21 protein-coding genes are annotated in these 21,825 nt (G+C 56.9%); 12 read left to right on the top strand and 9 right to left on the bottom strand.

Annotated features, from left to right (window positions below; genetic code table 11):
* Positions 1-74 precede the first annotated feature (74 nt).
* The 6 genes from EQV96_RS16650 (at position 75) to cfaB (ending at position 8,785) form a co-directional block, all read left to right on the top strand.
* On the top strand, positions 75-1,409 hold the full coding sequence (locus EQV96_RS16650) for a serine hydrolase (RefSeq protein ID WP_095020597.1): 1,335 nt from the start codon (positions 75-77) through the stop codon (positions 1,407-1,409).
* 150 nt (positions 1,410-1,559) lie between these two features.
* On the top strand, positions 1,560-3,494 hold the full coding sequence (locus tag EQV96_RS16655; protein ID WP_095031568.1) for a protease modulator HflK: 1,935 nt from the start codon (positions 1,560-1,562) through the stop codon (positions 3,492-3,494).
* 11 nt (positions 3,495-3,505) lie between these two features.
* On the top strand, positions 3,506-4,519 hold the full coding sequence (locus tag EQV96_RS16660; RefSeq protein WP_094999566.1) for a protease modulator HflC: 1,014 nt from the start codon (positions 3,506-3,508) through the stop codon (positions 4,517-4,519).
* A complete protein-coding gene (locus EQV96_RS16665) occupies positions 4,516-5,574 on the top strand; it encodes a protease modulator HflK (protein WP_095017932.1) in 1,059 nt (352 codons plus the stop codon). Before EQV96_RS16660 ends, EQV96_RS16665 begins: the two co-directional genes overlap by 4 nt.
* Positions 5,571-7,481, top strand: coding sequence for a cation-translocating P-type ATPase (locus EQV96_RS16670; protein WP_094999564.1), 1,911 nt, complete (start codon positions 5,571-5,573; stop codon positions 7,479-7,481). Before EQV96_RS16665 ends, EQV96_RS16670 begins: the two co-directional genes overlap by 4 nt.
* 119 nt (positions 7,482-7,600) lie before the next feature.
* A complete protein-coding gene (cfaB, locus tag EQV96_RS16675; RefSeq protein WP_088378578.1) occupies positions 7,601-8,785 on the top strand; it encodes a C17 cyclopropane fatty acid synthase CfaB in 1,185 nt (394 codons plus the stop codon).
* Here the strand turns inward: cfaB and EQV96_RS16680 are convergent.
* Together EQV96_RS16680 and cls are read right to left on the bottom strand one after the other, a co-directional pair.
* Complete coding sequence (locus EQV96_RS16680; protein WP_095017933.1) at positions 8,776-9,261, bottom strand: hypothetical protein; 486 nt, start codon at positions 9,259-9,261, stop codon at positions 8,776-8,778. The two genes, cfaB and EQV96_RS16680, sit on opposite strands and share 10 nt — an antisense overlap.
* A gap of 110 nt (positions 9,262-9,371) precedes the next feature.
* Positions 9,372-10,811 carry a cardiolipin synthase gene (gene cls, locus EQV96_RS16685; RefSeq protein WP_095023139.1) on the bottom strand — a complete coding sequence of 480 codons (1,440 nt, stop codon included), beginning with the start codon at positions 10,809-10,811 and terminating at the stop codon, positions 9,372-9,374.
* 134 nt (positions 10,812-10,945) lie between these two features.
* On the opposite strand from cls, the gene EQV96_RS16690 reads away from it, so the two are divergent.
* Positions 10,946-11,464, top strand: coding sequence for a DUF3617 domain-containing protein (locus EQV96_RS16690; protein WP_153379700.1), 519 nt, complete (start codon positions 10,946-10,948; stop codon positions 11,462-11,464).
* On the opposite strand, the gene EQV96_RS16695 is transcribed toward EQV96_RS16690, so the two are convergent.
* The 5 genes from EQV96_RS16695 to folE2 are packed head-to-tail and all read right to left on the bottom strand — an operon-like array spanning position 11,465 to position 15,342.
* Positions 11,465-12,025, bottom strand: a complete 561-nt coding sequence (locus tag EQV96_RS16695) for a DapH/DapD/GlmU-related protein (protein ID WP_095020592.1) — start codon at positions 12,023-12,025, stop codon at positions 11,465-11,467. It lies immediately after the preceding gene.
* Positions 12,022-12,912 (bottom strand): metal ABC transporter substrate-binding protein, encoded by an 891-nt coding sequence (locus tag EQV96_RS16700; protein ID WP_095023138.1) that lies wholly within the window; start codon positions 12,910-12,912, stop codon positions 12,022-12,024. The genes EQV96_RS16695 and EQV96_RS16700 overlap by 4 nt, the downstream gene beginning before the upstream one ends.
* An 11-nt stretch (positions 12,913-12,923) precedes the next feature.
* Positions 12,924-13,790, bottom strand: coding sequence for a metal ABC transporter permease (locus EQV96_RS16705; RefSeq protein WP_095026785.1), 867 nt, complete (start codon positions 13,788-13,790; stop codon positions 12,924-12,926).
* Entirely contained in the window at positions 13,790-14,449 is a 660-nt protein-coding gene (locus EQV96_RS16710) for an ATP-binding cassette domain-containing protein (RefSeq protein WP_095020590.1), read from the bottom strand. Before EQV96_RS16710 ends, EQV96_RS16705 begins: the two co-directional genes overlap by 1 nt.
* On the bottom strand, positions 14,449-15,342 hold the full coding sequence (folE2, locus tag EQV96_RS16715) for a GTP cyclohydrolase FolE2 (protein WP_240882198.1): 894 nt from the start codon (positions 15,340-15,342) through the stop codon (positions 14,449-14,451). The genes EQV96_RS16710 and folE2 overlap by 1 nt, the downstream gene beginning before the upstream one ends.
* 127 nt (positions 15,343-15,469) lie before the next feature.
* On the opposite strand from folE2, the gene EQV96_RS16720 reads away from it, so the two are divergent.
* The 4 genes from EQV96_RS16720 (at position 15,470) to EQV96_RS16735 (ending at position 19,647) form a co-directional block, all read left to right on the top strand.
* Positions 15,470-16,681 (top strand): N-acetylmuramoyl-L-alanine amidase, encoded by a 1,212-nt coding sequence (locus EQV96_RS16720; protein ID WP_094999556.1) that lies wholly within the window; start codon positions 15,470-15,472, stop codon positions 16,679-16,681.
* A gap of 93 nt (positions 16,682-16,774) precedes the next feature.
* Positions 16,775-17,983, top strand: a complete 1,209-nt coding sequence (gene zigA, locus EQV96_RS16725) for a zinc metallochaperone GTPase ZigA (protein WP_094999555.1) — start codon at positions 16,775-16,777, stop codon at positions 17,981-17,983.
* Positions 17,980-18,633 carry a DUF1826 domain-containing protein gene (locus tag EQV96_RS16730; protein ID WP_094999554.1) on the top strand — a complete coding sequence of 218 codons (654 nt, stop codon included), beginning with the start codon at positions 17,980-17,982 and terminating at the stop codon, positions 18,631-18,633. Before zigA ends, EQV96_RS16730 begins: the two co-directional genes overlap by 4 nt.
* Positions 18,634-18,672: 39 nt before the next feature.
* Entirely contained in the window at positions 18,673-19,647 is a 975-nt protein-coding gene (locus EQV96_RS16735) for a CobW family GTP-binding protein (protein WP_095020587.1), read from the top strand.
* A 199-nt stretch (positions 19,648-19,846) separates the two neighbouring features.
* Here EQV96_RS16735 and EQV96_RS16740 read toward each other — a convergent pair whose 3' ends face one another.
* Entirely contained in the window at positions 19,847-20,248 is a 402-nt protein-coding gene (locus EQV96_RS16740; RefSeq protein ID WP_094999552.1) for a DUF3301 domain-containing protein, read from the bottom strand.
* 113 nt (positions 20,249-20,361) lie between these two features.
* On the opposite strand from EQV96_RS16740, the gene pdxY reads away from it, so the two are divergent.
* Positions 20,362-21,234 carry a pyridoxal kinase PdxY gene (gene pdxY / locus EQV96_RS16745; protein ID WP_240882199.1) on the top strand — a complete coding sequence of 291 codons (873 nt, stop codon included), beginning with the start codon at positions 20,362-20,364 and terminating at the stop codon, positions 21,232-21,234.
* Between the two features lie 30 nt (positions 21,235-21,264).
* Here pdxY and EQV96_RS16750 read toward each other — a convergent pair whose 3' ends face one another.
* Positions 21,265-21,750, bottom strand: coding sequence for an acyl-CoA thioesterase (locus EQV96_RS16750; protein WP_094999550.1), 486 nt, complete (start codon positions 21,748-21,750; stop codon positions 21,265-21,267).
* Between the last annotated feature and the right edge of the window lie 75 nt (positions 21,751-21,825).

Here is a 21,825-nt window from a genome sequence, read left to right on the forward strand (position 1 = left end):
CTGGTGTGCGCTATACATTCCCACTGCTTATCCCGCAGGGTAGGGCACGGCCATGAACTGAAAAGGAATTTTCGATGATCAAGCAATTTATCAAACCCGCCCGCACCGGTGCGGTTTTTCTAGTGACTTGCCTGGCGGCTTCCATCGCCTGTGCCAGCGATAAAACCAGTTACCCGGACGCCGCTGCCAGCGACCCGGCGAAGCTGGGCTGGATGGTCGGTGCACCGCCCCCGCCGGATCGCATCGTGCGCTTTGCCGACGGCAGTTATTTCCAGTTTCCCGCCATGCGCTGGAGTGTTTCCAACTTCCGTCAATTGATGCCTACCACCAATGTCTCCCGTGGCCTGGGTGCGCCCGTGCCGCTGGCCAGAGCCTTGCGCACGGATATCGACGCCTTGACCTTCGTGCCACTGGGCAGCAAGGAGCCGATGACCTGGGAACAGTCGCTGGCGGCGAACTACACCGACGGCATTGTGGTGCTGCACCGCGGCAAAATTGTTTATGAGCGTTACTTTGGTGTGCTGACCCCCGAAGGCCAGCACGGCGCCATGTCGATGACCAAGTCCGTGGTGGGTACTATGGGCGCGATGCTGGTGGCTGATGGCACGTTGGATGCCAATAAAAAAATTGCTGAGTATGTCCCCGAGCTGGCCAAGTCGGCCTTTGGCAACGCCACCCTGCGCCAGGTGCTGGACATGACCACGGGGCTTAAATACAGCGAAGATTATGCCGACCCCAATGCTGAAGTCTGGAAGCATGCACAGGCCGGTAACCCGCTACCCAAACCCAAGGACTACACCGGCCCGCAAAGTTATATGGAATATTTGCAGACGGTCGAGCCGGAGGGGGAGCACGGCGAGGCCTTCGCTTATAAAACCGTGAACACCGATGTGCTGGGCTGGGTCATTGCACGAGTGACAGGGCGTAACGTTGCGCAATTGCTCTCGGAAAAAATCTGGCAGCGCATTGGCGCTGAACAATCGGCCTATTTCACCGTGGATTCAATCGGTACCCCGTTTGCGGGGGGTGGTTTGAATACAGGGCTACGGGACATGGCCCGCTTTGGAGAAATGATCCGTAACAATGGTCAGTATCTCGGCAAGCAAATCGTACCCAAGGCGGTTGTCGATGACATTCGTGGTGGCGGCGATAAAGCGGCCTTTGCCAAAGCCGGTTATGACTTGCTCAAGGGCGCCAGCTATCGCGACATGTGGTGGGTGACGCACAACGCGGATGGTGCCTTTATGGCGCGCGGTGTTTACGGTCAGCGCACCTACATTGACCCGAAAGCCGAAATGGTTATTGTGCGTTATGCCTCCAACCCGGTTGCCAGCAACTCGGCTAACGATCCGGTGACTATTCCTGCATTTGAAGCCCTGGCCAAACAGTTGATGACTCACCCGGACTGATAGCGCCAAAAAACGCTGGGAGTCGTGCTTGACCGGCTCCCATAGCGGCGTTTCGCCGTTTTTAAACCAAGATGAAGAATCCGTAAGCTCGACAAAAGTTTCATCATTTCTGCGATATCGTAACTAGATATTTCATAAGTGAGTGTTTCCATGCGTGTCGATTTAGAGGCAGAGGAGGGCCGGCTCGAGTCTTTGCCTCGTTTCCAAAGCGCCAGCGCACAGGCTCGTCAGCTCTATCTACTGGGGGTAGTGCTGGCAGTCCTGGCGTTGCTGGCGTGGGTGCTGGCATTTTTTATAGGTCTGTTTTCATCGGAATCGCTGTGGCCGGTGCTGCTGGGCAATAACGCAGCAGCCATGCTGGTGCTGGCCGCAGGCGTTCAATCGGCTTACTGGGTGGCGGATTGGCGCAATGACGCACTCAACCCCGCACCACAGGTGGCTGAGGTCGCGCCCGACGAACAGTTGCGTGGCATTGAACGTTTTAACCAGCGGATTGATGCCGGGGCAAAACAGGTGTTGGCCACCATCGGCGCGCCCGTTTTGTGGCTGGCAGGCGTGAGCGGTGTCGCCTGGTGGAGCGCCCAGCACACCTGGAACCTGGCTTTACCCGGTTTGGCTCTGGGAACCTGGGGCAGTGTCGCGGCTGGCATTGCGGTGCTGTGCGCGTTTGCACTGTTAGTGTTCGAACGTTTCCTGGCGCAGCAACACCCTGGCCAATGGCCGGAGGCGCGTTTGCTGGCACCGTTGGTTCGCGTGCCCATCCTCACTTTGCTCCTGAGCGCCGTGTGCCTGATTTTCAGCAGCGACGATGCGGTGTGGCCTGCCCGCCTCGCGGTGCTGACCGGGTTGCTACCTGCTGCCGTGGCTATTGAGCTGATTCTGAGGGCGCTGGCTGCACTGTTCATCCCGCGCCGCGACAAACTAGAACCGCGCATGATCGGGCAAAGCTTTGTCGCTGGTATGTTGCGTTGGCCGCCTCAGCCATTGCTGACGCTGCAGAGCGAATTGCATAACCGGTTCGGCATCGACCTGCGCCAAATCTGGGCTTTTACCTTTATGCGCAAAGCGTTTTTCCCGGTGCTGGCGGTGGTTGCTGCTGTCGGCTGGGTGCTGAGCGGTGTGAGTGAAATCCCGCTGCAAGGTCGAGGGATTTATGAGCGCTTTGGTGAGCCGGTTGAAGTGTTGGGCCCGGGTTTGCACGTGGGCCTGCCATGGCCTTTTGGGCGAGTCCTGGCGGTGGAAAACGGTGTGGTACATGAGTTGGCCACTAGCACAGAATCGACTGTCGATCCGCTACTCACGCCTGCCGATGGTTTACCACCGCTTACCGCCAATCGCCTGTGGGATGCCACCCATGTGAATGACAAGTCCCAGGTGATTGCCAGCGACAGTGGCGACAAACAGGGCTTTCAGATCGTCAATATGGACGTGCGTTTTGTCTATCGCATTGGCCTGAGCGACCACGCCGCCATTGCCGCCACTTATCACAGTGCTGATGTACCGACGCTGATTCGCACTACCGCCAGCCGCATTCTGGTACACGACTTTGCCTCTCGGACGCTTGATGGTGTGCTCGGTGAGCAGCGCAGTGCGCTGGCCGATGATATAGGCCACGCCGTGCAGGCTGATCTGGATGGCCTGGACAGCGGGGTAGAAATTCTTGCCACCGTGGTTGAAGCCATCCACCCACCTGCCGGGGCCGCCAATGCCTATCACGGTGTGCAGGCAGCACAGATCAGCGCGCAGGCCCTGATTGCCCGCGAACGGGGCGCGGCCAGTGAACAAGCCAATGTGGCGCAATTGCAGGCCAGCGTTGCCCTGGATCAAGCCCATGCGCTGGCGCGTGAAATAAATGCCACCGCACTGACAGCTGATCTGCGCTTTGGCGCCGAGCAAAAAGCCTACGCCAGTGCCGGTCATGCGTTCCTTTTGGAACAGTACCTGAGCCAGTTAAGCCAGGGGCTGAACAATGCCCGATTGCTGATCCTCGACCATCGCCTTGGGGGCAGCAGTGCGCCGACCCTCGACCTGCGTTCTTTCACGCTGCCGGCCGATCCTGTCGCGCCGCGTAAAGCTGCTCAGTAAGGAGTCTTCTCTTGTCTCAATCCCACGATCACAGCAGCCATCATCATGGCTGTTCCCACCACGGCCATCACCATCATGACGATACCCTTGAGCCAAGCCCCTTCCCGTGGCGACGCATGGGCTGGGCGGCATTGCTGGTGCTGTTTGCCATCGCCGCGGCGAGCCTGGTGCAAGTACGTTCCGGCGAAGCCACGGTAATTACCCGCTTTGGCAACCCGGCCCGGGTGCTGCTGGAGCCCGGTCTGGGCTGGCGCTGGCCGGCGCCATTTGAAGTCAGCGTGCCGGTGGATCTGCGTTTGCGCACCACCTCCAGCGGCCTGCAGGACGTGGGCACTCGCGATGGTCTGCGGATTATTGTGCAGGCCTATGTGGCCTGGCAGGTGCAGCCCGATGCCGAGAATGTGCAGCGCTTTATGCGCGCCGTACAAAATCAGCCTGACGAAGCGGCGCGGCAGATCCGTACATTTGTGGGGTCGGCACTGGAAACGACGGCTGCCAGTTTTGATCTTTCAAGCCTGGTGAACACCGATGCCAGCCAGGTCAAAATTGCCGACTTTGAAGCGCAATTGCGTCAGCAGATCGAACAGCAATTGCTCAACACCTATGGTGTGCGTGTGCTGCAAGTGGGCGTGGAGCGCCTGACTTTGCCATCGGTCACGCTCACGGCGACGGTTGACCGCATGCGTGCCGAGCGCGAAACCATCGCCACGGAGCGCACCGCCGCAGGCAAGCGCGAAGCGGCGCAAATCCGCTCCGCTGCCGAACGCGATGCGCGCATCCTGCAGGCCGATGCGAGCATCAAGGCCGCGGATATCGAAGCGCAGTCGCGGGTAGAAGCCGCGCAGATTTATGGTCGTGCCTATGCCAGTTCGCCCGCGCTGTACAACGAACTGCGCGCGCTCGATACGCTGGGAACAATGGTTAATCCCGGCACAAAAATTATTTTGCGCACCGATGCCGCACCCTTCCGGGTACTGGTCGATGGCCCGCCGAAGCTGGATGCCAAGGCTGGATCGCAGCCATGAGCCAGGCACCTGATGAAATCAAAGGTGTCAGCAGCCCATGGCAACAGGCGGGGCGACTGGCATTTTTGGGCCTGTACGCGGTGACTGTATTCGCGGCGGTTGCCTGGGGGTTTTCCAATGTGCGTCAGATCGATCCGCAAAATCGTGCCGTGGTATTGCGCATGGGCGCGTTGGACCGTATCCAGAATGCCGGCTTGTTGTGGGCGTGGCCAAAGCCTTTCGAGCAAGTGGTGATCGTCCCCGCAGCAGACCGCGTGAGTGAACGCCGGATTGAAAATCTGCTGCGCTCGGATGTGGCGTTGCAGGCCGATCGAAAAGCTTCGTTCGCCACGCCGGTCAGCGATGCGCTGGCCGGTTCCGGGTATTTGCTGACCGGTGATGCTGGCGTGGTGCAACTGGATGTACGGGTGTTTTACAACGTCACCGAGCCCTATGCGTTTGTGCTGCAAGGTGAGCATGTACTGCCTGCGCTGGACCGGTTGGTGACACGTAGCGCCGTTGCGCTGAGCGCCGCCCGCGATCTGGACACGATTCTGGTGGCGCGCCCGGAACTGATCGGCAGCGACAGCCAGGCAGCTGAACGCCGTGAGCGCCTGCGCGGTGATCTGGTGCAAGGCATCAACCAACAACTCGCATCCCTGAGTGCCACCGGGCAGGGTATTGGTTTGCAAGTGGTACGGGTGGATGTGCAATCGAGTTTGCCGGGCCCTGCGGTGAATGCCTTCAATGCGGTACTGACGGCCAGCCAGCATGCGGAGCAAGCGGTGGCTGCAGCGCGCAATGAAGCGGCCAAAGTCACCCAATCGGCCACCCAGCAGGCTGATCGCAGTGTCGAGCAGGCCCAGGCCCAGGCCAGCGAGCGTCTGGCCAAGGCTCAGGCAGATACGTCTACCATCATCAACCTGGCCAAGGTACAGCAGGCCGGCAATGATTCTGGCTTGATGTTGCGCCTGTACCGCGAACGCATGCCCAGGATTCTGGGGCAGGCCGGTTCTGTCACCAGCGTCGATCCCAACGATGATTCCCGCCTGATTATTCAGGGAGCCGAACAATGAATGCGTCTGCCACTCAACCCGCCGTGAGCCTGTTGACCGGTCCCGAACAACGTCGCGCAGCGCGCCAACTGACACTGGCCATGCTGGCGCTGGGCTTGTTGGGTTTGGGGCTGGTATGGCGCTGGCTGATGCCCGCGCAAATCGGCGTCAGTCAGTTGCTGCTGGGTTTTGCTTCAATATTGGTGGCCGTGCCGGTCATGCGTTCGGCCTGGTACAGCCTGCGCTACCCGAGCCTGCACGGGATTACCGACCAGTTAATTGCCTTGGCCATGCTCGGCGCCTGGGCCACCGGCGATTTGCTGACGGCGGCTTTGCTGCCGATCATCATGATTTTTGGCCATGTGCTGGAAGAGCGCAGTGTGATTGGCTCCCAGGAAGCGATCCATGCCCTGGGCAAACTGACCCGCAGCCAGGCGCGTTTATTTCAGGCTGACGGCAGTTTGCTGGAAGTCGACAACGCCACCCTTAAAAGCGGCGATCAGGTAGAGGTGCGCGCTGGAGATCGGGTGCCCGCCGATGGTCTGGTACTGGCAGGGCAGGCCAGCCTGGATACGGCCTCTATTACCGGTGAGTCAGTGCCGCTGGAAGTCGGTAGCGGCATGCCGGTCTTTGGTGGGGCCATCAACCTCGATGGTTTACTGCGGGTACAGGTTACCCGCACCGGTGAAGAATCGACATTAGGTAAAGTCATCGCCCTGATGCAAAGCGCCGAGCGCGCCAAGCCGCCGATCACCCGTTTGCTTGAACGCTATGCTGGCAGTTATATGGTGTTGGTGTTGATGATTGCAGCAGTGACCTGGTTTATCACCAACGATGCCCAGGCCATGCTGGCAGTGCTCGTGGCTGCGTGCCCTTGTGCGCTGGTGTTGTCGGCACCGGCGACGGCGATTGCCGGGATTGCCGTGGCGGCGCGCCACGGGATCTTGATCCGTAGTTCGGCGTTTCTGGAAGAGCTGGCAGACCTCAGCTCATTGGTTGTGGATAAAACCGGCACCCTGACCTACGGCACTTTGCGCCTGCAAGCGATCGAAACCGATGTGCTGCACGAGCAACCGCTGCTGCAACTGGCCGCCAGTTTGGGCGCCGCCAGCAGCCACCCGGTGAGCCGGGCGCTGGCCGGGTTGGTGAGCCACGAGCAGATGCTCACCCTCAATGATGTGCGCGAGCGACAAGGGTTGGGCATTGTGGCCAGCACCGGGCAGGGTGAAGCAGCGTTGGGCCGTCCTGAATTGTTCAGTCAATTGAACATCACCACCAGTGCCGTGCCTGACCACGATGGCCCCATTGCCGGGCTTTCCCTCAATGGCAATTTCCTGGGCTGGCTGTTGCTGGCAGATAGCGTAAAACCCGAAGCCCGACAGGCGTTAAGTGAATTACGTGAACTGGGGCTTGGGCGCCAGGTGCTGCTGACCGGCGACCGCCAGAGCGTGGCCGAGCATTTGGCGCACACTGTGGGCATCAACGAAGTTCAGGCGCAGGCACTGCCCGAAGACAAGCTCGAACGTGTGCTGAGTGAAATCGGCAACGGCTTTCGGCCTATGGTGGTGGGCGATGGTATCAACGATTCGCTGGCGCTCAAGGCCGGTGTGGTGGGGGTTGCCATGGGCGCCGGTGGCGCGGATATCGCGCTGGCGTCATCGGATATCGTGTTGATCGGCAGCGATTTGCGTCGGCTGGGCACCTGCGTGCGCCTGAGCCGTGAGTGCCGGCATACTTTGCAGGTCAATGTGATCATCGGCCTGGGCTGGACCCTGGCGATTGTCGCGGCGGCGGCGTTTGGCTGGCTGGGGGCCGCCGGCGCGATGATCGCCGCGGTGTTGCATAACCTCAGCACATTGCTGGTGCTGGGCAATGCCGGGCGTTTGCTGCGGTTTCATGAACCCCTGCAGCCGTTGAAGTTGGCTTGAAAGTGATTCGGATAAACGGTCGCGCCCGCTCTAGCGTCGACCTCCTGTCCGCGAAGCTGACAGTTTTCGTTATTCGTCTAACCTATAGTTTTGATATCTGAAATGAAGGAGGATTACAGATGCTCGCGCAACTTCCACCGGCCTTACAGAAACTTCAACTTCCATTACGCCTGAGGCTGTGGGACGGGCACGAGTTCAATTTCGGCCCGACGCCCAGCGTCACGATCGTGGTCAAGGACCCGACCCTGGTGGCTCAATTTACCCACCCCAGCCTCGACTTGCTGGGCAGTGCCTTCGTTGAGGGTCGGCTTGAACTGGAAGGCTCTATCAGCGAAGCGATTCGGGTATGCGATGAGTTGAGCCAGGCGCTGGTAGATGATGATGACTACGCCCCGCCACCCCGGGTTTATCACGACAAGGCGACTGACGCCGAGTCCATCTCTTATCACTACGACCTGTCCAATGACTTCTACCAGCTGTGGCTTGATCGCGACATGGCGTATTCCTGTGGTTATTTTGAAACCGGGGAAGAGAGTCTGGACGAAGCCCAGCAAGCCAAGTTTCGTCTGTTATGCCGCAAGCTGCGACTCAAGCCCGGCGAATACTTGCTGGATGTAGGCTGCGGTTGGGGCGGGCTGGCGCGGTTTGCCGCACGCGAATATGGGGTCAAGGTATTCGGGATTACCCTCAGCAAGGAACAACTCAAACTTGCCCGTGAGCGCGTCAACGCTGAAGGTTTGCAAGACAAGGTTGATCTGCAACTGCTCGATTATCGCGATCTGCCGCAGGATGGCCGGTTCGACAAAATCGTCAGCGTCGGGATGTTTGAACACGTCGGGCACGCCAATCTGCGCGAATACTGCGAAATTCTCTCCAGAGCGGTGCGCGAAGGCGGGTTGGTGATGAACCACGGGATCACTTCCAAGCACACCGATGGCCGCCAGGTTGGTCGGGGTGCAGGGGATTTTATCGATCGTTATGTGTTCCCCAATGGCGAGTTGCCGCATCTGTCGATGATGACTGCCGAAATCAGCGAGGCCGGGTTGGAAGTGGTCGATGTTGAAAGTTTGCGCCTGCATTACGCGCGTACGCTGGAGCATTGGAGCCAGCGCCTGGAGCAAAAACTGGATGCTGCCGCCAAGCAGGTACCGGAGCAGGCCCTGCGGATCTGGCGTTTGTATCTGGCCGGTTGTGCCTACGCCTTTGCCCATGGCTGGATCAACATCGACCAGATTCTGGCGACCAAGCCCCATGCCGATGGCTCGTTGGAGTTACCACCGACCAGGGCGGATATTTACCGCTGAGCGTGGGTTTCCCAGGTGATGGGTTGCGGGTCTTGTATCAGGTTTCTGTCCAGGACGAAGCGCCCATTCTGGAGCCCGATATTTTGATCAACCTTGGCCAGGGCTTTTTGCTCAAACGTCAGTGAGCTTTTGTTGAAAACAAGGTCGTGGCGGGCGACATTGCCGCCCCAGTCCGGTGAGGGGAGGGAGATGTAACTGATGCGGTACTGGTCGTCAGTAAAATCTCCCTCCACCACATACACGCCGTAATGGTTCTCTCCCGGGGAGATGATTTTGTAGAGGCCATTGTCGTAGTAGTACAACACCGCTTCTTCAAAGGGCTTTTCGCTATACATCTTCTTGTAGTGCAGCCGGTGGATAAACGTTGGCTGGCCCACTTCTACGTTGATTAGCGGCGGGGTGTGAGGGGTGTCTTTGGCCTGAGCTGAAGCAAGCGTGCTGATAGTGAAGAGCACACCCATTAACGAGAATCTCATTATTTTTATTCCTTAAACTGAACGGCCCGGGTTATTCCGGGCCATTCAGTTTATGGAATCCTGCTTGACGCTTTTGCCTGCCCTGAGTAATTCAGATCCGTCCTACACAGCTATAAAACCGGTGAAACCAGTCTGGCTATTCGCATGCCCAGTTGCTGCAAACGGTGTGTGGCTTTGATATCGGCATCAGTGATTTCACGGGCCAGTGCGAAGTCATCAAGCAGCATATGCTCGACTTGCCTGGCGAAGTCTTGGTCGACGGTCAGCAGCATGACTTCAAAGTTGAGACGGAACGAGCGGTTGTCCATATTGGCGCTGCCAATGGCGCTGATCTCGTCATCGACCAGTACTACTTTTTGATGCACAAAACCGGGCTGGTAACGGAAGATCCGTACGCCTGCGCGTACTGCCTCGAAGGCATACAGGCTGGATGCGGCGTACACGACTTTGTGGTCCGGGCGTGAAGGTATCAGGATGCGTACATCCACGCCGCGCAGCACGGCGAGCCTGAGCGCGGAAAACACCGCTTCGTCAGGTACAAAGTAAGGGCTGGTAATCCACACCCGTTGATTGGCGGCATGGATAGCTTCAACGAAAAACAGCGAACAGGTTTCGTATGGATCTGCCGGGCCGCTGGCCAGGAACTGGCAGAGCACGCCACCGTCCGGGTAGCTTTGTGGCAGGATCAGGGGCGGCAGTTTGCGTGCGGCCCAGAACCAGTCCTCGGCAAACGACTCCTGCAGGCAGGCCACAACAGGGCCGGTGACTTCCACATGGGTATCGCGCCACGGCGACAGCGGGGGCTTGGCACCCAGATACTCATCGCCAACGTTATGGCCGCCGACAAAACCGCGCACGCCATCCACGACCACCACTTTGCGATGGTTACGGAAGTTGACCTGGAAACGACTGATCCAGCCGCCACGGGTGGCAAACGCATAAGTTTGCACGCCACCTGCGCGCAGGGTCTCGGCATAAACTTTTGGCAAGGCATGGCTGCCGATACTGTCATACAGCAGATGCACCGCGACCCCTTGCGCGGCTTTTTCGAGCAGCAGTGCATGCAGTTTCATGCCCAGGTCATCGTCGTGGATGATAAAAAACTGCACCAGCACCACTTCTCTGGCTGAGCGAATGGCATCGAAAATGGCGTCAAATGTCGCCGTGCCATTGATCAACAGGCGCACGCTGTTGTTGGCCAGGCATGGCATGCGACCCAGTCTGGGCATTGCGCGCAGCGAGGCGTAGGCTTTTGAGCTGCGTGCGGCCAGTGCTTCTTCGACCCATGGGCGCCAGCTCAGATGGGTGATGGCTTCACGCATTTCCTGGTTGGCATCGCGACGGGCTCGAATGTAATCGTCAAAAGTACTACGGCCAAAGATCAGATACGGGATCAGGGTGAAGTAAGGAATAAAGAACAGCGACATAGCCCAGGCAATCGAGCCCTGCGCAGTCCTGACCGTCAGCACTGCATGCACGGCGGCAATCAGGCCTAAGCTGTGGATTAATAAAATCAGATAACCAAGTACGTGCGGGCCTAGATAATCCATGCGTATCCTTACTCCAAAATGTCCAATGCCAGTACTAACAGACCATGATCTGTTATGAATGTCCTATTTGTTTGCGGGCGCAACACTTGCCCTTTTTTGACGTCTAACGCTGACAATCGCGTAGGAGTTGCTTGATGAATGTTCGTCTGCTTGGGCTGTTCATGGCCTGTGGTTTGTCGATTCCTGTGGCTCAGGCCCAGATGCTGCAACCGGGGCTTTGGGAACTCAGCTCCAGCAATATGCAGGTAGATGGCCAACAGCTGCCTGAACTGCAGGTAATGTTAGGCCAATTACAGAATATGCTGACCCCGGAACAAAAAGCCCAACTGGAAAGCCAGGGGCTGACCATGGCGGGCAAAGGTGTGCGGGTGTGCCTGACGCCCGAGCAAGTGAAGTCAGACAACATTCCGCTGACTGACCCCAAGTCTGGGTGTACCCAGCAGATCACTGAGCGTAGTGGAAATCAGTGGAAGTTTCGCTTTAGTTGTCCAAAAGCCCAGGGCGCAGGTGTGGCAACGTTTGCCAGTGATCGGGAGTTCACCACCCAAGTAAATGGCACCTTCAATGCGACCGGGATACAGCAGAAGGGCAGCATGGATACCCGTGCTGTCTGGTTGGGACAAAACTGTGGAACCGTCAAACCGCGTACTTGATCAGAACTCGTTTTGCAGCGCTTTATAGCCGCGCACCAAATCCACATTGGTGCGCGCTACATCTTCTGAAAACTCCGATGCGCTAACACTCACTGGCGCAAATTGGCTCAGGTCCGTGTTTGGTCCGATTCGGGTCGTGGACGGCACATAGAAGTTATCCGGCAGGTCGCGGCCATCCACGACCGAGTTATGCCGCACCACACAGCCATCACCCAACTCGCAATTGAACAGCACACTGTTGAAACCGATAAATACCCTATCGCCAACACGGCATGGCCCGTGAACGATGGAACGATGTGCTATCGAAGTGTTTTCACCAATGATGACCGCCGCGCCGGACTTTGAGTGAATGACCACGCCGTCCTGAATATTTGAATTAGCGCCGATGCTGATCGGTTGCATGCCGCCGTCCTTGTCGACTTCATCGGCGCGGATCACGGCGTACGGTCCGACAAATACGTTTTCGCCGATCACTACTTTGCCGCAAATGATGGCCGTTCTGTCGACATAGGCGGACTCGGCGATTTGTGGCAAGTCGCCTGATGGATTTTTTCGGATCATGGTGTGCTCAATGCGTTGTGCAGGGTGGTGAGGTTGTATTCGAAAAGGCCAAGAAAAGTGCTGGCCGGACCTTCACTGGCCAGGGCATCGGAGTACAGCGTGCCACCAATTTGTGCGCCACTTTCATCGGCAATCTGCTGCAACAGACGCGAGTCTTTAATGTTCTCCATAAATACGGCCCTCACCTTGTCGGCCCGTATCTGACGAATCAGCGAAGCGACTTCAGCGGCCGAAGGTTCGCGCTCAGTGGACAAGCCCTGAGGTGCCATAAAGTCGATGCCATAGGCCTGGCCCAGATAGCCGAAGGCATCATGGGAGGTCACGATACGGCGATTGCCGGCGGGCAGGTTGCCCAGCTCAGTTATGGCCTCGGCTTGCAGTCGATCCAGCTTTTTCAGATAAGCCGCAAGGTTGCGGTTGTAGTACGCCTCATCGGCCGGGTCGGCCTTGATCAGCGCTTGAGTGATGTTGTTCACATACAGTTTTGCGTTTGTCAGGTTGTGCCAGGCGTGAGGGTCGGGGATGGTTTCGCCGTCTTCCTCCATCGTGTGAGCAGCCACTCCTTTGCTGGCAGTCACGATAGCCCCCGGGGTTTCGGTACTGCTCACCAGGCGATCAAGCCAGGGCTCGAACCCCAGGCCATTTTTGATAATGATCTTGGCATTGAGCAGTGCCTTGGCATCGTCCGGGGTGGGCTCATAGGTATGTGCATCCTCATCAGGGCCGACCAGCGCGCTGACGTGCACATGTTCGCCGCCGATTGCCCGGGTCATGTCGCCGAGAATGCTGAAGCTGGCAACGACAGGTATTTTCGGTGTCTGAGCCGCGACGCCAAGGGACAAGCCCATCGCCACGCACATACTGAATATCATGGTTAGAGCACGCATCGTGTTGCACCTCATCGGGATGACAGCAAAGGCGGTCGGCGCAGCAAACCGTGTACCGGACCAAAAATGACAGACAACGCATAGCTGCAACCCGCTATCAGCACGATGGCCGGGCCGCTGGGCAGTGAGTAATAAAACGACAGCAAAAGGCCCAGCCAAACCGAAACGCAGCCAATCGCAGCCGAGATCAGGATCAGCACAGGCAGTCGACGGCTCCAGAAGCGCGAGGCAATAGCCGGCAACATCATCAGGCCAACCACCATCAGTGCGCCGATAGCCTGAAAGCCGATCACCAGATTCAACACCACCAATGTCAGGAATAGCCCGTGAGCCAATGGCCCCAGCCGACTGACACTGCGAAGGAATAGAGGATCCAGGGTGTCGAGCAACAATGGGCGGTAGATGGCTGCCATCAGCAGCATGCTGAAGCCGGTTACCCAGAGCATGCCCGTGAGCGTCTGGCTGTCGACGGCCAAGGCTGAACCAAACAACAGATGGAGCAGATCAAGACGTTTACCGGCGATGCCAAGGATCAATATGCCGCTGGCCAATGAGATCGGGTAAATCGCCGCGAGGCTGGCATCTTCACGCAAGCCGGTGCGCCGAGTGATCCAGGCTGACACTCCGGCCATGCTCAAACCCGCCCCCAACCCCCCCAATGTCAAAGCAGGCAGGCTCAGCCCGGCAAACCAAAAACCCAGCGCAGCTCCGGGGAGAATGCCGTGTGCGACTGCATCACCAATCAAACTCATGCGCCGCAAGATCAAAAAAACGCCCAGGGGGGCCGTGCTACATGCCAGTACCAGACCGCCAAATAAGGCTCGGCGCATAAAGACAAATTCCTGGAACGGTTGCCATAACTGGCTGGCGATAACCATCAGGCGACCTGCGGCGGGTTGATCAGTTGCTCGGTCGGCGCCAGTAAGTTGCCGCTGCTTTTAATCAATAATGTTTGGGGGATATGTTTGCGAACGGCGTTAAGGTCATGGCACACAACCAGCAACGTTCGGCCTTCGGTTTGCCATCTCTGGATATGTTGCCAGAGCAGTTCTTGCCCCAGTTCATCGAGAGCTGCATGGGGTTCATCCAGTAGCAACACCGAGGCATCGGCAAGGCATAAGCGGGCCAGAAGCGAGCGTTGCAATTCACCGCCCGACAGGGCCATAAGCGGTCGGTGTTCCAGGCCGTCTAAATGCCAGTCTGCCAAGACAGCGTTCAACCGGTCGTTTCGTTGTTGGGCCGTTTGCTTCTTGCCCCAAAATCCCGCAGCCACCAACTCTTGCAAACTGATGGGGAATTGCCGATCCATAAATTGTTGTTGAGGCATAAAGGCCACGTTGCCTTGGCGTGGAACATCCAGCACAACTTTTCCCGAGAGCGGCTTTTGCAGCCCCGCAATCACTTTGAGCAAACTGCTTTTGCCGCAACCATTGGCGCCTATTACGGCTGTGAGGCTGCCTTTGACCAGGTTCATATTTAGCGCTGGAGTGAGGGGCTGACCCGGAACGCCCCAAGTCAGATGCTGACAACCGATCATCACGCCTCCCAATTCCAAAAGCTTTCGGCCACGGCGTCATGGCTGTGCAAACTTTCTGCGTGAACAACTTTAAGTTTGAACGCCTCCACGCCAGAACTTTTCTGCAACACCGTGTTGAGCCTTCGGGCCGCGTCTTCGCAGAACATCAAGTTTTGACCGTTGGCCAGTGCGAAGGCTTGTTCGTCGGCGCGTTTTACCGCTGTTTGAACGGCAGTCCCTAATGCGCCTTCGGCATTATTGATGATTGTTTCCAGAGGCAGTTGTGGGAACTGATGTTCCAAACGAATCGTTAGATGTGCAGCGCTTCGCTGGCTGTGTGGTGTGGCCACGATACCTTTTGAACTACCGAGCCAAGCAAGAACATCTGCGTGTTGCAGTGATGTGTTGGCGAAATCATCGATGAATTGTCGCTGTATTAATTGCCGTGCGAGCGCCGCTGAGCAGGGGCATGTGGAGGAGTAACTCACGAGAATTTTTAGTTCCACGTGGAACATTCCGTTTTTCAAACTCGCTTCAATGCTTGTTGGATAGCTTTTCCAGCCTGCCAATGGGCTGACTAAGGCCGAGCGTTTGAGCAGTACATCGCTGTGAATTCGCACATAGGCTTTGTTCGATAAACCTTCGTGGCTGTCGAGAAAGCACTGCAATAGTTGCCTGAGCAGGGCAGGCGTAAGGTTTTCCGTTTCCAGCTGATCCAACGCCAGATACAGGCGAGACATGTGAATGCCCCGTGCAGTGGCATCTACGAGATTGACGCCGGCATCTATTTTCGCGCTGAGGCGTTGGCCGTTGATTAATACCGGGGAAGCAATGCCGCACATACCGACCCATTCAAGCGCTATTGCTTGCTGGGATGACTGCGCGGCGATATCTGGCAAAGTCAGCGCATTCATAAAGTGAGATCCGTCGCAGAGTGTTTTGACATGTTATATTATAACTATAAAGTCGACGATGCTTTTTTGCTGGGGCATACACACAGCAATCTTGAGTACGGATGCTCCCTTATCTGCGGTACAGGCCATGCACAGACGTCAACTGCTCAACTGGCTGCTTGCCAGTTCCGTATTCACATTGCCGCTGGGAATTTCAGCTGCCCAAATTCAGCACGCCAGGCTATGGCGCACCGGGAATACCCTGCGTCTGGTTCTGGATCTGAGTGGGCCGGTGCAGTACAAAACCTTCTCATTAACGGCTCCCGATCGGCTGATTATTGATGTGAGTGGTGCCAGCCTGAAGGGGGATTTCAGTGAGTTGGTACTGGCCAATACGGGCCTGCGTTCGATTCGCTCCGGGCATTACGGCCAGGGTGATACGCGCATCGTGCTGGACCTGGATGAGCCGGTTCAGCTCAGCAGTTTTCTGCTGCCACCCCAGGGCGGGCAAGGTCACAGGCTGGTGCTAGACCTGGCCAAAAGTGCGGTCGCCAAACTGGGTGTGGCAGCGGCAACGCCAAGCAACACACACCCCAAACGCGACATTATTGTGGTGATTGACCCCGGGCACGGGGGTAAGGATCCGGGTGCGACGAGCGCCAAAGGCCATCGTGAAAAGGATGTTGTTTTGTCCATCGCCCAGCTGCTGGCCAAGCGCCTCAAGCGTGAAAAAGGCTTTGATGCACGGCTGGTGCGCAATGATGATTTCTTTGTCCCCCTGCGCAAGCGGGTAGAAGTCGCTCACAAGCACAATGCAGACCTGTTTATTTCGGTGCATGCAGACGCAGCGCCGCGTCTTACGGCGTCTGGAGCGTCGGTGTACGCGCTCTCGGAGGGTGGGGCTACATCGGCCACGGCGCGGTATATGGCACAGCGTGAAAATGGTGTGGATTTGCTCGGTGCCACCCGCCTTTTGAACCTTAAAGACAAAGACCCGATGCTCGCAGGCGTGATCCTCGATATGTCCATGAATGCCACCATCGCGGCCAGTTTGCAGTTGGGCAACACCATTCTGGGCAGCCTTTCGGGCATCACCTCACTGCATCAAAAACGCGTGGAACAGGCCGGTTTTGCCGTGCTCAAGTCGCCGGATATTCCGTCGATTCTGGTAGAGACGGGCTTTATGTCCAACCCCCGCGACAGCGAGCGCTTGATCACCGCGCGTCATCAACAGGCGGTAGCCGAGGGTTTATTTAACGGATTAATCGCTTATTTTCAGAAAAATCCGCCCGCCAGCAGCCATATGGCGTGGGTTAACGAACAGAAAAACAGTACGTTCGTCACTTCAGGGTTGTCTTAAATGTATTGTTATAATGTATCATTTATTGATCCGGTATCGGATTGACTGCCAAGCGGGCGTTTTGACCTGCAGCCCTGATGAGGAAATATCCAGATGTCGAATCGTCTTCCTGTAACTGTTCTCTCAGGCTTTTTAGGTGCAGGTAAAAGCACGCTGCTCAATTATATTTTGCGCAACCGCGACAACTTGCGCGTGGCCGTGATCGTTAACGATATGAGCGAAATAAATATTGATGGCGGTGAAGTACAGCGCGATGTGACCTTGAACCGGGCTGAAGAAAAGCTGGTCGAAATGAGCAACGGCTGCATCTGTTGCACCCTGCGTGAAGACTTGCTTGAAGAGGTCAGCGCACTGGCCAGGGAGGGTCGATTTGATTATTTATTGATCGAGTCGACCGGTATTTCAGAACCGCTGCCTGTGGCAGAAACTTTTACGTTTCGTGATGAATCAGGACAAAGCCTGGCCGATATTGCGCGCCTGGATACGATGGTTACAGTGGTCGACGGGCTGAATTTTCTTCAGGATTATCAAGCCGCAGAGAGCCTGGATTCACGGGGTGAAACCCTTGGAGAATCAGACGAACGGTCAATTACTGATTTATTGATCGAACAAGTTGAGTTCGCTGACGTCATTTTAATCAGCAAAATTGATTTAATAAGTTCCGACGAACGGCAAGAATTAATGGCCATTCTGCGACGCCTCAACGCTCAGGCCGAAATAATGCCTATGGTCATGGGTGAAATTGCGCTGCATAAAATTCTCGATACCGGCCGGTTTGACTTTGACCGTGCTGCGCAGGCACCGGGCTGGTTGCAAGAGTTACGCGGTGAGCATGTGCCCGAAACCGAAGAATATGGCATCGCCTCCAGTGCCTATCGTGCGCGCCGGCCTTTTCATCCCGAACGTTTTTTCAATTTTATCGAGCGGCCCTGGACCAATGGCAAACTGCTGCGCTCCAAAGGTTTTTTCTGGCTGGCCAGTAAATTTCAGGAGGCGGGCAGTTGGTCTCAGGCTGGCGGTCTGATGCGCTATGGGTTTGCCGGTCGCTGGTGGCGCTTTGTGCCCCGCGACCAATGGCCGCAGGAGCCGCAAGCCAAGGCAGAAATATTGCAAAAATGGCTGCCGGATACGGGAGATTGCCGCCAGGAATTGGTGTTTATCGGTCAGCACATCGACTTCGCCCGGCTGACGGCTGAACTCGATGCCTGCTTGCTCAACGATGCTGAAATGGCCTTGGGCGAAGCGAGCTGGAAATTGCTGAGCGATCCTTTTGGCGACTGGTATGAAGAGGTGGCTGCATGAAGAATGCATTTGCCTTTACCGCTCAGCCGTTGATCGATCAGGTTCGTGGGCAGACGCCTGAAATCATGACCCGAATTCTGGATGAAGACGTCAACCTGGCCATCTGGCAGCGTCAGTTACCTGTGCATATCGTCGATTTCGGGGCTTTATTGCTTTCGCTGGACGAGCCATTGGCTGACGCCATCGTGATAGATATGCCCAACGAAAAGGCTCACCCCAACCTGACAGGCCTGGCTGCCAGGTTTAATGATCTGGAAGGCTATGCAGGCTTTATTGCAGACGTTTCCTGGCTGGTGAGTGCCTACGCGTGCCTGTTGGGCGCAAAACGCATTGGGCTGCGTCTCAGAGCCCTGGATAAAGCCATGTGCCCCCGCTTTCATGTGGATCATGTACCTGTACGTCTTATTACCACTTATGCAGGGATTGGTAGCCAGTGGCTGCAGGAAGGCGTAATGGAGCGTCGTCAGTTAGGGCAGGTGCAGGCCGAACCCGCCCGTGCAGAGTTGATTCAGCAAATAAACGCCGGTGAAGTTGCCTTGCTCAAGGGGGAGAAGTGGCAGGGTAACGAGGGAGCGGGGTTGATCCATCGTTCGCCGGCACTGGCACCGGGCGAGCGCAGGCTGATTTTGACCCTCGATTGGCTGGCCTGAGGCATATTGCTTGCTTCAATCCGTACAGAAGCTGGCCTCATGTTGCAAAACATACCTACCCACGTGATTGCCGGGCCGCTTGGCGCCGGCAAAACCAGTCTGATTCAGCACCTGATGGCGCACAAACCGCCACACGAACGCTGGGCGGTGCTGGTCAATGAGTTCGGTCAGATCGGCCTGGATGCGGCCCTGATGAGCCAGGGAAGCGATGACATTGCTATCACCGAAGTGGCGGGTGGCTGTGTGTGCTGCGTCAATGGCGCACCTTTTCAGATCGGTTTGAGTCGCCTTTTGCGCAAGTCCAGGCCCGATCGCCTGTTTATCGAGCCTTCCGGTTTAGGCCATCCCGCACAGATTCTAAAGCAGCTCGGTGAAGCGCCCTGGCTGGGGGTTTTGGCACTCCAGCCGTGCGTCATGGTGCTCGATGCGCAAGCGATGGCTCAGGGCAAACCTTTGCCAAAAACCCAGCAAGAGGCCCTGAAAAGTGCCGGTTTACTGGTCATGAATAAATCTAATAGTGTCCCAAATGAGCAACGTGAGCAGATTGCATGCAGCCTGCCAAAGTGCCCTGTTTTATGGGTCGAGCATGGCCGCATCCCTTTAAATACGCTGCCTGTAGCCCATATGAATATCGCTCATGCTGTGGATAACTCATTGATTTATAAGGATTTTAATCATATTGGCAGTGTGTTTTCCGACCCGCGTACGCCGATGGTGATGACTCAACATCAGCCCGAAGGATGGAGCGCAGGTTGGCGCTGGCACCCCTCTCGGCAATTTGACCTGGATCTGTTGCAACAGTGGCTCGAAAGCCTGGATTGGCAGCGTGCAAAGCTGGTTATTCATGGTTCGGCGGGCTGGTTTTCGAACAATTCTGTGGATAACTCGATCGCGCAATGGAGATCGAGTGAGTGGCGCAAGGATTCACGCCTCGAATTGATTTTTGCTCAGCCCCAGGATCTGGATTTGCTTTGCTCGGGGCTGGAAAGTTGTCTACTCAAGGAGGTTTTTTAGGTAGCAGGCCCGTGTTGCGAGGCACAAAACCCAGGGTTTTAGCGGGTTCTGTGCTGGTAAAATTGTCCTACAACTTGAAGTGTGCGCAGGAGATTTGCACCGTTAAAACCTCACGGAGGTGTCTATCTCAATGGTTTTAGCGAGGTTGCGCGGAAAGTTATCCACAGGCGCCCGGCATGCAGGCGCTGAAAGGCAGGGCTCAGTGGCGGGTCTTGCTGTGTTCCTGGCGCCACTGGCTGAGTTCGATCACCTGAGCGCTGGGAATGACACTTGGCTCGGCTTCGGTCTGGAACGGGTAGGGCGGCAGCTCGATTTTTACGCTGTGGGCGCCGAACTGGGTGATGGTTCCGGTATGACGCTGATCACCGGTCACCGTGAATTCAAAGTTATACACACGGGCCAGGCGTTTATGGCCGTTGGCGTCGGGGATCAGACCGATTTTTTTAAGCGCCACGTTTTCATCGAGCAGTTCGATATCGAGGTTTTTGCAGTGTTGCTTGACCCGCTCCAGCGCCCGCTCGCGCAGCCCATGGTTGTGCCACAGCCAGGCAGCGCCTGCAGCTAGCAGCATGAGGACGAACATATTTCCCAGGGTCAGCATTACATGTGCTCCAACAGATTGTGCTCAGCTTAACTGCGTCTTCAACCTGTCGTACAGGCCGCGTTTGGTCGCATACTGCGTGGCTTGAATCCACCCGTAGTCTGGAATCCGGCATGAAACGTACACCTCATTTACTCGCCATCCAATCCCACGTGGTTTTCGGCCATGCCGGCAACAGCGCAGCGGTTTTTCCCATGCAGCGCGTCGGGGTGAATGTCTGGCCTCTGAACACGGTGCAATTCTCCAATCACACTCAGTATGGCCAGTGGACGGGGGAAGTGTTGGCTCCCGAGCAAATTCCTTCGCTGGTCGACGGAATCGCCGCCATCGGCGAGCTGGGCAGCTGTGATGCGGTCTTGTCCGGTTACCTGGGCAGTGCGGCGCAGGGGCGGGCCATTTTAAGCGGGGTGGCGCGTATCAAGGCTGTTAATCCCCATGCACTGTACCTGTGCGACCCGGTAATGGGGCACCCGGAGAAAGGTTGTATCGTGCCTCAGGAAGTCAGTGACTTTCTGCTTGAAGAAGCTGCCGCTATGGCCGATTTTTTGTGCCCCAACCAGCTCGAACTGGACAGTTTTTGCGGCCGTCATCCGCAATCGTTGTTTGACTGCCTGGCCATGGCCCGCAGCTTGCTGACCCGCGGCGCGAAAGCGGTGCTGGTGAAGCATTTGTCGTATCCGGGCAAACCGCCTGAAAGTTTCGAGATGCTGCTGGTCACGGCAGAGGGCAACTGGCACTTGCGTCGGCCGCTGCTTGCCTTCCCGCGCCAGCCAGTGGGCGTAGGCGACCTGACCTCAGGTTTGTTCCTGGCGAGAGTGCTGCTGGGCGACAGCCTGGTGGCTGCGTTTGAATTTACCGCTGCGGCGGTGCATGAGGTGTTGCTGGAAACCCAGGCCTGCACCAGCTATGAATTGCAGCTGGTACGGGCCCAGGACCGCATTGCCCATCCGCGTGTGCGGTTTGAGGCAGTGCCGATCAGTTTGTAAGCAAACTGAACAAAACCTGTGGGAGCGGGCTTACAGTGTTTCGTCTTTTAGCTCGCGGTAGCGCTGCTCCAGCTCCTGACGGATCTGGCGGCGTTGCTTGCCCTGGATAAAGCGGCGCTTGTCTTCGCTGTTCACTGGCTGCAACGGAGGAACAGCGGCCGGCTTACGGTCGTCGTCCACGGCTACCATGGTGAAGAAGCAGCTGTTGGTGTGGCGCACCGAGCGCTCGCGGATATTTTCGGTAACGACCTTGATGCCAACTTCCATCGAGGTGTTGCCGGTGTAGTTGACCGAGGCGAGGAAGGTCACCAGTTCACCGACATGAATCGGCTCGCGAAAAATCACCTGATCCACCGACAAGGTGACCACATACCGCCCCGCATAGCGGCTGGCGCAGGCATAGGCGACTTCATCGAGGTACTTGAGCAGGGTTCCGCCGTGAACATTGCCAGAAAAATTGGCCATGTCCGGGGTCATCAAGACCGTCATCGACAGTTGGGAGTTTCCGGGTTCCATAGCAGCAGGCTCGTGGTTGTGTTGCAGCAGTGAAATGGGTATCTCTGTGGATACTTGTCGATTTTTGAAACAGTG

Origin of the sequence: Pseudomonas sp. TMW22080 (assembly GCF_022496745.1) — a bacterium.
Lineage (GTDB): Bacteria > Pseudomonadota > Gammaproteobacteria > Pseudomonadales > Pseudomonadaceae > Aquipseudomonas > Aquipseudomonas bubulae.

Coding starts and splice junctions, on each gene's coding strand:
- EQV96_RS16705 (WP_095026785.1), bottom strand. CDS start 13,790: ATGGTTATCGCCAGCCAGTTATGGCAACCGTTCCAGGAATTTGTCTTT.
- EQV96_RS16720 (WP_094999556.1), top strand. CDS start 15,470: ATGCACAGACGTCAACTGCTCAACTGGCTGCTTGCCAGTTCCGTATTC.
- EQV96_RS16695 (WP_095020592.1), bottom strand. CDS start 12,025: ATGATCCGAAAAAATCCATCAGGCGACTTGCCACAAATCGCCGAGTCC.
- EQV96_RS16730 (WP_094999554.1), top strand. CDS start 17,980: ATGAAGAATGCATTTGCCTTTACCGCTCAGCCGTTGATCGATCAGGTT.
- EQV96_RS16665 (WP_095017932.1), top strand. CDS start 4,516: ATGAGCCAGGCACCTGATGAAATCAAAGGTGTCAGCAGCCCATGGCAA.
- zigA (WP_094999555.1), top strand. CDS start 16,775: ATGTCGAATCGTCTTCCTGTAACTGTTCTCTCAGGCTTTTTAGGTGCA.
- EQV96_RS16670 (WP_094999564.1), top strand. CDS start 5,571: ATGAATGCGTCTGCCACTCAACCCGCCGTGAGCCTGTTGACCGGTCCC.
- EQV96_RS16680 (WP_095017933.1), bottom strand. CDS start 9,261: ATGAGATTCTCGTTAATGGGTGTGCTCTTCACTATCAGCACGCTTGCT.
- folE2 (WP_240882198.1), bottom strand. CDS start 15,342: ATGAATGCGCTGACTTTGCCAGATATCGCCGCGCAGTCATCCCAGCAA.
- EQV96_RS16710 (WP_095020590.1), bottom strand. CDS start 14,449: ATGATCGGTTGTCAGCATCTGACTTGGGGCGTTCCGGGTCAGCCCCTC.
- EQV96_RS16690 (WP_153379700.1), top strand. CDS start 10,946: ATGAATGTTCGTCTGCTTGGGCTGTTCATGGCCTGTGGTTTGTCGATT.
- EQV96_RS16650 (WP_095020597.1), top strand. CDS start 75: ATGATCAAGCAATTTATCAAACCCGCCCGCACCGGTGCGGTTTTTCTA.
- cls (WP_095023139.1), bottom strand. CDS start 10,811: ATGGATTATCTAGGCCCGCACGTACTTGGTTATCTGATTTTATTAATC.
- pdxY (WP_240882199.1), top strand. CDS start 20,362: ATGAAACGTACACCTCATTTACTCGCCATCCAATCCCACGTGGTTTTC.
- cfaB (WP_088378578.1), top strand. CDS start 7,601: ATGCTCGCGCAACTTCCACCGGCCTTACAGAAACTTCAACTTCCATTA.
- EQV96_RS16750 (WP_094999550.1), bottom strand. CDS start 21,750: ATGGAACCCGGAAACTCCCAACTGTCGATGACGGTCTTGATGACCCCG.
- EQV96_RS16740 (WP_094999552.1), bottom strand. CDS start 20,248: ATGCTGACCCTGGGAAATATGTTCGTCCTCATGCTGCTAGCTGCAGGC.
- EQV96_RS16655 (WP_095031568.1), top strand. CDS start 1,560: ATGCGTGTCGATTTAGAGGCAGAGGAGGGCCGGCTCGAGTCTTTGCCT.
- EQV96_RS16735 (WP_095020587.1), top strand. CDS start 18,673: ATGTTGCAAAACATACCTACCCACGTGATTGCCGGGCCGCTTGGCGCC.
- EQV96_RS16700 (WP_095023138.1), bottom strand. CDS start 12,912: ATGCGTGCTCTAACCATGATATTCAGTATGTGCGTGGCGATGGGCTTG.